Origin of the sequence: Micromonospora sp. NPDC005686 (genome assembly GCF_042871665.1) — a bacterium.
In the GTDB taxonomy this organism is placed as follows: domain Bacteria; phylum Actinomycetota; class Actinomycetes; order Mycobacteriales; family Micromonosporaceae; genus Micromonospora.
Map to the genome: position 1 here is coordinate 26,837 of NZ_JBIAIY010000011.1, position 12,391 is coordinate 39,227.

General features: G+C 75.0%; 12 protein-coding genes and 1 tRNA gene. 10 read left to right on the forward strand and 3 right to left on the reverse strand.

Annotated elements, in window-relative coordinates:
- The first annotated feature begins 158 nt into the window (after window positions 1-158).
- From fdh to ACFYON_RS23750, 9 genes are all read left to right on the forward strand, one after another.
- Window positions 159-3,482, forward strand: a complete 3,324-nt coding sequence (gene fdh / locus ACFYON_RS23710) for a formate dehydrogenase (RefSeq protein ID WP_354869277.1) — start codon at window positions 159-161, stop codon at window positions 3,480-3,482.
- Complete coding sequence (locus ACFYON_RS23715; protein ID WP_354869279.1) at window positions 3,475-4,518, forward strand: 4Fe-4S dicluster domain-containing protein; 1,044 nt, start codon at window positions 3,475-3,477, stop codon at window positions 4,516-4,518. The genes fdh and ACFYON_RS23715 overlap by 8 nt, the downstream gene beginning before the upstream one ends.
- Window positions 4,515-5,690 (forward strand): NrfD/PsrC family molybdoenzyme membrane anchor subunit, encoded by a 1,176-nt coding sequence (gene nrfD / locus ACFYON_RS23720; protein ID WP_354869281.1) that lies wholly within the window; start codon window positions 4,515-4,517, stop codon window positions 5,688-5,690. The genes ACFYON_RS23715 and nrfD overlap by 4 nt, the downstream gene beginning before the upstream one ends.
- Window positions 5,691-5,735: 45 nt before the next feature.
- Window positions 5,736-5,831, forward strand: a tRNA-Sec gene (locus ACFYON_RS23725).
- A 22-nt stretch (window positions 5,832-5,853) separates the two neighbouring features.
- On the forward strand, window positions 5,854-7,146 hold the full coding sequence (gene selA / locus ACFYON_RS23730) for an L-seryl-tRNA(Sec) selenium transferase (RefSeq protein ID WP_354869284.1): 1,293 nt from the start codon (window positions 5,854-5,856) through the stop codon (window positions 7,144-7,146).
- 5 nt (window positions 7,147-7,151) lie between these two features.
- Window positions 7,152-8,915: a selenocysteine-specific translation elongation factor gene (gene selB / locus ACFYON_RS23735; protein ID WP_354869286.1), complete on the forward strand. Its 1,764-nt coding sequence runs from the start codon at window positions 7,152-7,154 to the stop codon at window positions 8,913-8,915.
- 45 nt (window positions 8,916-8,960) lie between these two features.
- Window positions 8,961-9,158, forward strand: coding sequence for a hypothetical protein (locus tag ACFYON_RS23740; protein WP_354869289.1), 198 nt, complete (start codon window positions 8,961-8,963; stop codon window positions 9,156-9,158).
- The gene (locus tag ACFYON_RS23745) at window positions 9,158-10,435 is read left to right on the forward strand and encodes a hemolysin family protein (protein ID WP_354869291.1); all 1,278 of its coding nucleotides are present in this window, start codon (window positions 9,158-9,160) and stop codon (window positions 10,433-10,435) included. Before ACFYON_RS23740 ends, ACFYON_RS23745 begins: the two co-directional genes overlap by 1 nt.
- Window positions 10,436-10,501: 66 nt before the next feature.
- Window positions 10,502-10,681, forward strand: coding sequence for a hypothetical protein (locus ACFYON_RS23750; protein ID WP_354869822.1), 180 nt, complete (start codon window positions 10,502-10,504; stop codon window positions 10,679-10,681).
- A gap of 8 nt (window positions 10,682-10,689) precedes the next feature.
- Here ACFYON_RS23750 and ACFYON_RS23755 read toward each other — a convergent pair whose 3' ends face one another.
- Window positions 10,690-11,346 (reverse strand): hypothetical protein, encoded by a 657-nt coding sequence (locus tag ACFYON_RS23755; RefSeq protein ID WP_354869293.1) that lies wholly within the window; start codon window positions 11,344-11,346, stop codon window positions 10,690-10,692.
- Between the two features lie 128 nt (window positions 11,347-11,474).
- Between ACFYON_RS23755 and ACFYON_RS23760 the strand changes: the two genes are divergently transcribed.
- Window positions 11,475-11,675 carry a hypothetical protein gene (locus ACFYON_RS23760; protein ID WP_269697006.1) on the forward strand — a complete coding sequence of 67 codons (201 nt, stop codon included), beginning with the start codon at window positions 11,475-11,477 and terminating at the stop codon, window positions 11,673-11,675.
- On the opposite strand, the gene ACFYON_RS23765 is transcribed toward ACFYON_RS23760, so the two are convergent.
- Complete coding sequence (locus ACFYON_RS23765) at window positions 11,672-12,145, reverse strand: hypothetical protein (protein ID WP_354869295.1); 474 nt, start codon at window positions 12,143-12,145, stop codon at window positions 11,672-11,674. The genes ACFYON_RS23760 and ACFYON_RS23765 overlap by 4 nt on opposite strands.
- Window positions 12,142-12,351 carry a phosphatidylethanolamine-binding protein gene (locus ACFYON_RS23770; protein ID WP_120569853.1) on the reverse strand — a complete coding sequence of 70 codons (210 nt, stop codon included), beginning with the start codon at window positions 12,349-12,351 and terminating at the stop codon, window positions 12,142-12,144. The genes ACFYON_RS23765 and ACFYON_RS23770 overlap by 4 nt, the downstream gene beginning before the upstream one ends.
- Window positions 12,352-12,391: the final 40 nt, after the last annotated feature.

A 12,391-nucleotide genomic window follows, 5' to 3' on the forward strand; every position in this document is an offset into this window, starting at 1 on the left:
GCCACTCGCCGAGAGGCGACATGCACACCGACGCCCAGAGCCGCCCCGGCCATCCGGCCGGGGCGGCTCTGTCTGTGGACTCGGGTCGCACGCTCCGGACCGCTGGCCTAGGGTTGCAGGCAGAGCTGAGCCGTTCTCGACGCAGAGGGGGTGCCCGGGTGGGTCTGAAGACCTTCATCCAGGGGTGGCCGGTCTACCGGCAACTCACCGGCACCGACCCGCTCGGTCGCGGCGCCGCCGCCCAGTCGGCGCGCTCCGCCGTGCTGAGCCCCCGCACCGAGACCGCCGACGGCATGGCCCGCTCGGTCTGCCCGTACTGCGCGGTCGGCTGCGGGCAGCGCGTCTTCCACTCCGACGGCAAGGTCACCCAGATCGAGGGCGACCCGGACAGCCCGATCTCGCGCGGCCGGCTCTGCCCGAAGGGATCGGCCAGCAAGAGCCTGGTGACCAGCCCGCTGCGCCAGACCACGGTGCGCTACCGCCGGCCGTACGCGACCGAGTGGGAAGACCTGGACCTCGACGTCGCGCTCGACATGATCGCTGACCGGATCCTCGCCGCCCGCGCGGAGACCTGGGAGGACGTCGACGACGAGGGCCGCCCGCTGAACCGGACGCTGGGCATCTCCAGCCTCGGCGGCGCGACGCTGGACAACGAGGAGAACTACCTCATCAAGAAGCTGTTCACAGCGATGGGGGCACTCCAGATCGAGAACCAGGCCCGTATTTGACACTCCGCCACCGTCCCCGGTCTGGGGACCAGCTTCGGTCGTGGCGGCGCCACGGACTTCCAGCAGGACCTCGTCAACGCTGACGTCATCGTCATCCAGGGCTCGAACATGGCCGAGGCCCACCCGGTGGGCTTCCAGTGGGTGATGGAGGCGAAGAAGCGCGGCGCGAAGGTCTTCCACGTGGACCCGCGGTTCACGCGTACCAGCGCGCTCGCCGACACGTACCTGCCGATCCGGGCGGGCACCGACATCGCGCTGCTCGGCGGCGTGGTGCGCTACATCCTGGACAACGAGCTGGACTTCCGGGAGTACGTGCTGGCGTACACGAACGCGGCCAACATCGTCAGCGAGCAGTTCGTCGACACCGAGGACCTGGACGGCCTCTTCTCCGGCTACAACCCGGACACCGGCTCGTACGACCACGCGAGCTGGCAGTACGAGGGGCAGGAGGACCACGCCAAGGTCCGGGGCACCGGCAAGGAGCGCGACTCGGCCGCCGGGCTGGAGCACGAGTCGCACGGCGAGCCGGTGCCGGCGCAGGCGCCCCGGGACGAGACGTTGCAGCACCCGCGTTGCGTCTATCAGATCCTGAAGCGGCACTTCTCCCGCTACACACCGGAGATGGTGGCCCGGGTGTGCGGCATCCCGGAGGAGAAGTTCCTCGAGCTGGCCCGCGCCTGGACAAAGAACTCGGGCCGGGAGCGCACCGGCGCGCTCGTCTACTCCGTGGGCTGGACGCAGCACAGCGTCGGCGTGCAGTACATCCGTACCGGCTCGATCATCCAGACGCTGCTGGGCAACATGGGCCGCCCGGGCGGGGGCATCCTGGCGCTGCGCGGGCATGCCAGCATCCAGGGCTCCACCGACATCCCGACGTTGTTCAACCTGCTGCCCGGCTACCTGCCGATGCCGCACCACGCCGACCACCCGACGTTCGACGAGTGGGTGGACAGCATCCGGCACCCGGGCCAGAAGGGCTTCTGGGGCAACGCGCGGGCCTTCGCGGCGAGCCTGCTCAAGGCGTACTGGGGTGACGCGGCGACACCGGAGAACGACTTCTGCTACGGGTACATGCCCCGGATGACCGGCGATCACGGTACGTACCAGCAGGTGCTGAACATGATCGACGGCAGGGTGAAGGGCTACTTCCTGCTCGGCCAGAACCCGGCGGTCGGCTCGGCGCACGGCCGGGCGCAGCGCCTGGGCATGGCCAACCTGGACTGGCTCGTCGTTCGCGACCTGTTCATGATCGAGAGCGCCACGTTCTGGAAGAACGGCCCGGAGGTCGCCACCGGCGAGATCGTCCCGGAGGAGTGCCGGACCGAGGTGTTCTTCCTGCCGGCGGCCTCGCACGTGGAGAAGGAGGGCACGTTCACCCAGACGCAGCGGCTGCTGCAGTGGCGGGAGAAGGCCGTCGACCCGCCGGGCGACGCCCGCTCCGAGCTGTGGTTCTTCTACCACCTCGGCCGGGTGCTGCGGGAGAAGCTGGCCGGCTCGACCGAGCGCCGCGACCGGGCGCTGCTGGACCTGGCCTGGGACTACCCGACGCACGGTCCGCACGCGGAGCCGAGCGCCGAGGTGGTGCTCAAGGAGATCAACGGGTACGAGGTCGCCACCGGCCGTCCGCTCGGCGGCTTTGCCGAGGCGCGCGACGACGGCTCCACGGCGATCGGCTGCTGGATCTACTCCGGCGTCTACGCCGACGGGGTGAACCAGGCGGCCCGCCGCCGGTCCCGCCACGAGCAGGACTGGGTGGCCGCCGAGTGGGGCTGGGCGTGGCCGGCGAACCGCCGCACGCTCTACAACCGCGCCTCCGCCGACCCGGACGGCCGGCCGTGGAGCGAGCGGAAGAAGTACGTCTGGTGGGATCCGGACGCCGGCGAGTGGACCGGGTACGACGTACCCGACTTCGAGAAGACGAAGCCGCCGTCGTACCGGCCGCCGGAGGGCGCCTCCGGTCCGGCCGCGCTCGCCGGTGACGACCCGTTCGTCATGCAGGGCGACGGCAAGGCGTGGCTGTACGCGCCGGGCGGCGTCCTGGACGGCCCGCTGCCGACGCACTACGAGCCAGCCGAGTCGCCGATGCGCAACCCGCTCTACGGTCAGCAGGCCAACCCGACCCGCAAGGTCTACGAGCATCCGATCAACCGGATGAACCCGAGCCCGCCGGAGCCGCACAGCCAGGTCTTCCCGTACGTGTTCACGGTCAGCCGCCTCACCGAGCACCACACCGCCGGTGGGATGAGCCGTACCGTGCCGCGCCTGGCCGAGCTGCAACCGGAGATGTTCGTCGAGGTGTCCCCGGAGCTCGCCGGTGAGGTCGGGCTGGCGCACCTGGGCTGGGCGCACCTGATCAGCGGCCGCGCGGTGATCGAGGCGCGGGTGCTGGTCACCGACCGGCTGACCCCGCTGCGGATCGACGGGCGGATCATCCACCAGGTGTGGCTGCCGTACCACTTCGGCACCGAGGGCCTGGTCACCGGCGACTCGGCGAACGACCTGTTCGGCATCACGCTGGACCCGAACGTCCTCATCCAGGAGAGCAAGGTCGGCACCTGCGACATCCGGCCCGGGCGGCGGCCCACCGGGCCGGTGCTGCTCGACCTGGTCGGCGACTACCAGCGGCGGGCCGGGATGACGCCGGACCGCAAGGTGCCCATGGTGACCACCGACGCGGCGGGCGGGGACGACGCCGCCGGCAGCACCGACGAGCAGTCGGCCGCCGCGCACCAGGACGGGGAACCGCATGCCTGACGCCAACAGCCTGTACGGCCCGCTGGACCCGGCCCCGGACGCGGGCTGGGTCGACGCGCCGCCCCGGATGGGCTTCTTCACCGACACCAGCGTGTGTATCGGCTGCAAGGCGTGCGAGGTGGCCTGCAAGGAGTGGAACGGTGTCCCCGACTCGGGTTTCGACCTGCTCGGCATGTCGTACGACAACACGGGCGCGCTCACCGCGAACTCCTGGCGGCACGTCGCGTTCATCGAGCAGCCCCGCCCGGCCGGGCACCGCACGCCGCCGTTCGCGGGCGACCCGACCGGCCCGGCGACCAGCCCGGCGTCAGCGGCGGCCGGCGCGGTCACGGCACCTGACACCGGCACGAATCCCGGCCTGCCACCGGGGCAGCCGGAGGCGGCGGCGCGGATGGCCGCCGGTCCGGAGTTCCTCGGCATGCCGGGCGCCCAGCCGCCCGGGCGGGGCACCGGCGCGGAGAGCCGCACCGACTTCCGCTGGCTGATGATGTCGGACGTGTGCAAGCACTGCACGCACGCGGCCTGCCTGGACGTGTGCCCGACCGGCTCGCTGTTCCGCACCGAGTTCGGCACGGTGGTGGTGCAGGAGGACATCTGCAACGGCTGCGGCTACTGCATCTCCGCCTGCCCGTACGGCGTGATCGACCAGCGCAAGGGCGACGGCCGGGCGTGGAAGTGCACGCTGTGCTACGACCGGATCGGCGCGGGCATGACGCCCGCCTGCGCGCAGGCGTGCCCGACCGAGTCGATCCAGTACGGCCCGCTCGACGAGCTGCGGGAACGGGCCGCCCGGCGGGTCACCGCGCTGCACGAGCGCGGCGTGCCGGAGGCGCGGCTGTACGGCCACGACCCGACCGACGGTGTCGGCGGCGACGGCGCGTTCTTCCTGCTGCTGGATGAGCCCGAGGTGTACGGGCTGCCGCCGGATCCGGTGGTGACCACCCGGGACCTGCCGAAGATGTGGAAGCGGGCCGGGCTGGCCGCGCTGACCATGGCGGCGGCGGCCGTCGCCGCGTTCGTCGGAGGATCGTCGTGAGCCCGGACCGCCCGGTCGGTGACCTGTTCCGCCGCTTCCGCGAACGCATGACCGGCGAGCGTCCCGACGCCGCCGGGTGGGAGAACGACAGCCGGGCGACCGGCGCCGGTCCCGGGGTGGGTCGCACCGACCGGGGCGCGCACGACGCCGGCCTGGCCCCGGCCCCGCCCCGCGACGCGGTGCCGCACCGACCCCGCCGTAAGGGCGGCAAGGGCGGCGGGGAGCAGCTCAACGTCCCACCGGCCGAGTTCACGTCCTACTACGGCCGGCCCGTCCTCAAGCCGCCGGTGTGGCGGTGGGACATCGCCGCGTACCTGTTCACCGGCGGTCTCGCCGCCGGTTCGTCGCTGCTGGCCGCGGGCGGGCAGCTCACCGGCCGCCCCGCGCTGCGCCGCGCCGGCCGGATCACCTCGCTCGCGGCCGTCGGCGCCAGCACGTACTTCCTGGTCAACGACCTGGGCCGGCCGTCGCGCTTCCACCACATGCTGCGGGTGGCGAAGGTGACCTCGCCGATGTCGGTGGGCACCTGGATCCTCAGCGTGTTCGGCCCGGCCGCCGGTCTGGCCGCGATCGCCGAGGCGGCCCCGCTGCTGCCCGAGCGCGGTGTGCTGGGGCTCGGCCGCCGGCTGCTGCCCCCGGCCGGGCACGCCGCCGGTCTGGCCGCCGCGGTCACCGCGCCGGCGCTCGCCACGTACACCGGGGTGCTGCTGGCGGACACGGCGGTGCCGTCGTGGCACGAGGCGTACCCGGAACTGCCCGCCATCTTCGCGGGCAGCGCCCTGGCCAGCGGCGCGGGCGTCGGGCTGGTGGCCGCGCCCTGCGCGCAGGCCGGTCCGGCGCGGCGCCTCGCGGTCGCGGGCGCGGCGATGGAGCTGTGGGGCTCGCACCGGGTGGAGAACCGGCTCGGCCTGCTCAGCGAGCCCTACACCCAGGGCACGCCCGGGAAGCTGCTGCGCGCCGGCCGGACGCTGACCGCCGCCGGGGTGGCGGGCGCGCTGATCGGTCGCCGCAGCCGGGTGCTGTCCGCGCTGTCCGGCGGCGCGCTGATCGCCGCGTCGGCGTGCACCCGGTTCGGCATCTTCCACGGCGGGGTCGCCTCGGCGCGCGATCCGCGGTACACGGTGGTGCCGCAGCGCGAACGCGCCGACCGGCGGGCCGCCGACAAGGGTTGAGACCTTCTCGGGCGGCCCGCGCCGCGCTGTGATTGACTGCTGCGTGGAGGCGTTCAGGCGGCTGGTGCCCCTCCCGGTCTTCAAAACCGGTGTGGTCCGGGACCCGGGCCAGGCGGGTTCGATTCCCGTCCGTCTCCGCCAAACCGTTCCCGGGAGAGCAGCGATGCGTGAGGTCGACCCGCGACGGCGGGTGCCGCGCACCGACGCGCTGCTCGCCGATCCCGCGCTGGCCGCCGCCGCCGGCACGCTCGGCCGCGACCGGGTCAAGGCCGCGATCGTCCGCGCGCAGGACCGCGCCCGCCGCGGTGAGCTGACCCCCGAGGGGGTACGCGAGGCGGCGCTGGCCGACCTGCCCGGCCGTACGCCACGCGCGGTCCTCAACGCCACCGGCGTCGTGCTGCACACCAACCTGGGCCGTGCCCCGCTCGCCCCGGCCGCCGTGGACGCGCTCGTCGCCGCCGCCGGGCACACCGACGTGGAACTGGACCTGCGGACCGGGCGCCGGGCCCGGCGCGGCCGGGAGGCGCTCGACGCGCTCGCCGCGGCGGTGCCCGACGCGGGAGCGGCGCACGTGGTGAACAACGGCGCGGCGGCGCTGGTGCTTGCCGCTACCGCGCTCGCCGCCGGCCGGGAGATCGTGGTCAGCCGTGGCGAGCTGGTCGAGATCGGCGACGGGTTCCGCCTGCCCGACCTGCTGGAGAGCACCGGCGCGCGACTGCGCGAGGTGGGCACCACCAACCGCACCACCCGCGCCGACTACGAGGCCGCCATCGGCGAGCACACCGGGTTCGTGCTCAAGGTGCACCCGTCGAACTTCGTGGTCACCGGCTTCACCTCGGCGGTGCCGGTGACCGAGCTGGCCACGCTCGGCGTGCCGGTGGTGGTCGACATCGGGTCGGGGCTGCTCGCGCCGGACCCGCTGCTGCCCGACGAGCCGGACGCGGCCACCACCCTGCGCACGGGCGCGCACCTGGTCACCGCCAGCGGCGACAAGCTGCTCGGCGGTCCGCAGGCCGGTCTTCTGCTCGGCGACGCCGACCTGGTGCAGCGGCTGCGCCGGCACCCGCTGGCGCGGGCGCTGCGGGTGGACAAGCTCACCCTCGCCGCGCTCGCCGCCACCCTGTACGCGCCGAGCACGCCCACCCGGGACGCGTTGCACGCCGACCCGGCCCGGCTGCGGGAGCGGCTGGAACGGCTGCGTGACCGGCTCGGCGAGGACGGCTGCAAGGCCGAGGTGGTGCCCAGCGCCGCCGTCGTCGGCGGCGGCGGGGCGCCCGGTGTGGAGCTGGACTCGTGGGCGCTGAGCCTTCCCGAGCGGTACGCCGAGCCGCTGCGCACCGGCGACCCGGCGATCCTCGGCCGGGTGCTGCACGGCCGGCTCCTGCTGGACCTGCGCGCCGTCCCGGAGGGCGCCGACCACCGGGTCCGCGCGGCCGTGCTGAGCGTGGAGGACTGACCGGCATGTGGGTGGTGGCGACCGCCGGGCACGTCGACCACGGCAAGTCCACGCTGGTGCGGGCGCTGACCGGGATGGAACCGGACCGGTGGGCGGAGGAACGCCGCCGGGGCATGACGATCGACCTCGGCTTCGCCTGGACCACGCTGCCCTCGGGCGGCACCCTCGCCTTCGTCGACGTACCCGGGCACGAGCGGTTCGTACCGAACATGCTCGCCGGTGTCGGCCCGGTCCCCGCCGCGCTGATCGTCGTGGCCGCCGACGAGGGCTGGATGCCGCAGTCCGCCGAGCACCTGGCCGCCCTGCACGCGCTGGGCGTGTCGTACGGGCTGCTCGCGGTCACCCGCGCGGACCTGGCCGATCCCGGACCGGCCACGGCGCGGGCCCGCACGGAGATCGCCGCGACGTCGCTGGGCGCTGTGGAGGCGGTGCCGGTCTCCGCGGTCACCGGCGCCGGGCTGCCCGAGCTGCGCGCCGCCCTGGACCGCCTGACCGCCCGGCTGCCCGACCCGGCCCGGGACGCGCCGGTGCGGCTCTGGGTGGACCGCGCGTTCACCGTGCGCGGCAGCGGCACGGTGGTCACCGGCACGCTCGGCGGCGGCCGGCTGCGCGTCGGCGACGAGCTGGAACTGGCCGCCACCGGCGAGACGGTACGGGTACGCGGACTGCACTCGCTCGGCGTCGCGCACACCGCCGTCGAGGCGGTGGCCCGGGTCGCGGTGAACCTGCGCGGCCTGCACCGGGACCGGGTCGGGCGCGGCGACGCGCTGCTCACCCCCGGCCGGTTCGGCCGTACCGACCTGCTCGACGTGCGCCTGTCCGGCGACCCGGCCGCCGACCTGCCGGCCACCCTCACCCTGCACGCCGGCTCGGCGGCGGTGCCCGCCCGGGTCCGGCCGCTGGGCCCGGACACGGTACGGCTGCGCCTGGCCCGCCCGCTGCCGTTGCTGATCGGAGACCGGGCGCTGCTGCGCGACCCCGGCCGCCACCACGTCGCGGGCGGCGTGACGGTGCTGGACGTGGACCCGCCGCCGCTGCGCCGCCGGGGCGCGGCCGCCGCCCGCGCGGCGGTGCTGAGCGGCCTCGACGGGCGGCCGGACCTGGCCGGGGAACTGCGGCGACGACGGCTGATCCGGGCCGGGGACCTGAGCCGGATGGGCGTGCCGCCGACCGCGACGCCGGTGGCCGGGCAGTGGCTGGCCGACCCGGAGCACTGGCGGGACCTGGGCCGCCGCCTCACCGAGGAGGTGACCCGGTACGCCGCCGAGCATCCGCTCGCCGCGGGCGTACCCGTCGACGTGCTGCGCCACCGTCTCGACCTGCCCGACCGCGCCCTGGTCACGGCGCTGCTGCGCCCGCCGCTGCGGCTGCGCGACGGCCTGGTCACCGCCACCCCGCAGCAGACCCTGCCCGACCCGGTGGCCCGGGCGGTGGAGCGGGTCCGGGCCGAGTACGGCGACCGCCCGTTCCAGGCCCCCGAGGCGCACCACCTGGCCGACCTCGGGTTCGGTCCCCGCGAGATCGGCGCCGCGGTGCGGGCCGGCGCGCTGCTGCAGCTGGCCGAGAACGTGGTGCTGCTACCCGGTGCCCCGGACGACGCGGTGCGCGTGCTCGCCGGGCTGCCGCAGCCGTTCACGCTCAGCGCCGCCCGGCAGGCGCTCGGCACCACCCGCCGGGTGGCGGTGCCGCTGCTGGAACTGCTGGACCGGCGCGGGGCCACCCGGCGGCTGCCCGACGACGCCCGCGAGGTGGTCCGTCCGCCGGGCTGAGCCAACCGGCGCCACTGGCCCACGGCGGTCACCTACCGTGACGCCATGGACCCTTCCGCGGTCTGGCGGGACAAGAACCACAAGTGGCGGATCGAGGCGTACCGGGCACCGGACCTGCGCTTCGCCGTCTTCGCCACGAACGGCCCCACCGAGTCGGCGCCGCTGTGGCTGTTCGGGATGGCCGCGCTGGCCCGCTGGCTGATGACCCACGCGATCTCGCTGGACGACCTGGAGACGGACTGATGGGCGTGCAGGTCGCGCTGGTGCTGGTCCTGATCCTGGTCAACGCCGCCCTGTCCGGCAGCGAAATGGCGCTGGTGAGCCTGCGGGAGGGGCAGTTGCGGCGGCTGGCGCGTTCCGGGCGGGCCGGGGCGCGGCTGAGCCGCCTCACCCGTGAGCCGAACCGCTACCTGGCCACCATCCAGCTCGGCATCACGCTCGCCGGGTTCCTCGCCTCGGCCGCCGCCGCGGTGACGCTCGCCGAGCCGCTGATCGGCCCGCTGGGCTTCCTCGGCGGCGCCGCCCGCCCGGTGGCGGTGTTCGTGGTGACGCTGCTGCTGACGTTCCTCACGCTCGTGGTGGGGGAGCTGGCACCCAAGCGGCTGGCCATGCAGACGGCGGAACGGTGGGCGCTGATCAGCGCCGGGCCGCTGGACCTGCTGGCCCGGCTGTCCCGGCCGGCGGTGTGGCTGCTCGGCCGCTCCACCGACCTGCTGGTCCGGCTCACCGGCGGCGACCCGCGCGCCAGCCGGCAGGAGGTGACCGAGGAGGAGCTGCGGGAGATGCTGGTCAGCCAGCGCGGCCTGTCCGCCCAGCAGCGGGAGATCCTCGCCGGGGCATTCGACATCGCCGGCCGCACGCTGCGGGAGATCCTCGTCGCGCGTCGCGACGTGACCACGCTGCCCGCCGACCTGCCGGCCGCCGACGCGATGCGTCACCTGGCCGCGACCGGGCGGTCCCGGGCACCGGTGATCGGACCCGGCGGCCTCGACGACGTGTGCGGAACCGTGCACATCCGCGACCTGGTGGACGGCGACGGGGTGCTCGTGGGCGACCGGGCCCGCCCGCCGGTGCTGCTGCCCGGCACGCTGCCGGTGGCCGACGCGATGCGGCAACTTCGCCAGCGGCACGAACAGCTCGCCCTGGTGGTCGACGAGTACGGCGGTGTGGACGGCCTGGTCACCATGGAGGACCTGCTCGAGGAGGTGGTCGGCGAGCTGTACGACGAGACCGACAAGGACGTGCGCCGGGCCGTGCGGGAGACGGACGGGGCGCTGCTCCTGCCGGGCGACTTTCCGCTGCACGACCTGCCGGACGTGGGCGTACGCGTGACGTTCCCGCTGTCGCGCGAGTACACCACGGTGGCCGGGCTGGTGCTGGCCGGGCTGGGCCGGCTGCCCGGGGGCCCGGGCGAGCGGGTGCGGCTGCCCGGCCTCACCGTGGAGGTGGTCGAGGTCGCCGGGCGCGCGATCCGCCGGGTCCGGCTGCGCGGCCCGGCCGTCGGCCGCACCCCGGACTGACACCCGGACGGGGGACAACCGCCCGATCCCCGTCCCGGCGCCGGTCGCCGGTCGTACGGTGCGGGCGTGAAGGACCGAGGACTGCGTACGTTCATCACCGTGCTGGCCGGACTGGCCGTGATCTACTTCGGGTTCTCCGGGAGCCGCGGCAACGGCGAGGAGGGCGTCTCCGGCGGCGTGGTGCTGCTCGCGCTGCTCGCCTCGCTGCTGGCTTGGAACCTCACCAAACCCGGCCCGGCCAAGTAGCCGCCCCGTCAGTGGGCGGTCGCGGCGCTGCGGCCCACCTCGCCCGCCGACTCCTCGCCCAGGGCCACCCGCACCAGCGCCGACGCCAGCCGGCCGAAGTCGGCCTCGCCGACCAGCCCGACCAGGTCGGCGGGGCTCGCCGGCAGGCCCAGCCGCCGCGCCCCGGCGAGCGTGCGCCGGTCGGCGTACGGGCGCACGTCCGGCCACACCGACTGCGCCTCCCGCAGGAAGATGTCCGCACCGGTGGGACCGATTCCGGGGAACTCGGTGAGCAGCCGGCGCAGCACCGCCCGGTCGGCGCCGGCCTCCTTGTGCAGCCGCCGCAGGTCGCCGTGCCAGCGGTCCAGGCAGAGCCGCGCGCCGGTGCCGAGCATGGTGGCGGTCCGCTCGTCGTAGCGCCGGTAGTGACCCCGGCCCAGCGCGTCGACCCGGTCCTGCCAGGTCGCCGCCTCCATCGCCTGCGGGGTGCGGTGCCCGGCGGTGAACAGCTCCCGGGCGGCGGCCACCGCCACCGAGGCCCGGATCCGGGTGCTCAGCAGCGTGGTGAGCACCAGCAGCTGGTACAGCGGGCCGGGCCGGTCCGCGAGGGCGATGCCGGCCTCCTCCGCGTACGTGCGGGACTGCCGGTCCAGCAGGGCGCGCGCGACGTTGCGATCGTCTGGCATCCGTCCGGCTTACCCGCCCCGGCCCCGGCCAGACCTCCGGGCCGATCCGGAATGCGCCGGGCGGCGGCGGGTACGCGGGGCGGGTGCGCGGTCGACGGCCGTGCGCTCCCACCGGGAAGGAGAGACCCGTGGTCAAGCCGCAGCAGGAGGAACTGCGCCGGAACGACCTCGGCGCCACCAGCCAGGACAGCCGCAAGACGGCCACCCAGGCGGGCGGCCGCTCGCGAAGCCGGGGCACGTCGAACGCCGACGCGGGCCGGCCCGTCCCCAGGGGACAGGTGTCGCCGTACGGACCGGCCGGTGAGCCGGTCGCCGACGACGAGAGCTAACCGCGAGCCGACGTCGGCCGCAGCCGCCGCCAGGTGGCTGCGGCCGACAGCCCGTACGCCAGGTGCGGGATCAGGTCGGAGACCCAGTCGTCGCGCCGCCAGGTGCGCGGGTCGGTCACGCCGAGCACCGTCATCGAGCCGTCGGAGGTGGCCATCACCCCGCCGCCGAGCAGCACCGTGGCCAGCGGCAACGGAACCCGCCGGCGCGCGGCGAGCAGGCCGAACGCGGCCCCCGCGGCGATGCCGGTGGCGTACCCCAGGAACGGCCCCAGACCGGAGCGGCGGTTCGCGGCCTCGTCGCCGGGGCCCAGGTCGACGTGCGTGACGTCGGCCAGCCGGCCGGCCACCGACTCCGGGGTGCTGCTGGCCGGGCGGGCCCGCAACGCCATGTCGAGGTAGGAGACCGCGTTGAGGACGGCGCTGCCGACGGCGCCCGCGATGGCGCCGTCGACAACCGCTGCCGCTCTCACTTCGGGTCACCCGGCTCCCGGTTGCCCTTGGGGCCGTAGGTCCGTTCGCCCCGGACGACGCCGCGTTGCCCCCGGTCGTCCTGGAGGATCCGGTTGGCGACCTGGTTCGCCTCCTTGTCGGCGGCCCGTCCGGACTGCTCGACGAGGTCGCGAAGGCGTGCCCGCTGCTTGTCGTACGCGTTGCTGCCCGGCCGTGGTCCTGGCATCTCTGCCTCCTGCGGATCGCTGTGCGCTGACGGTAGGCGT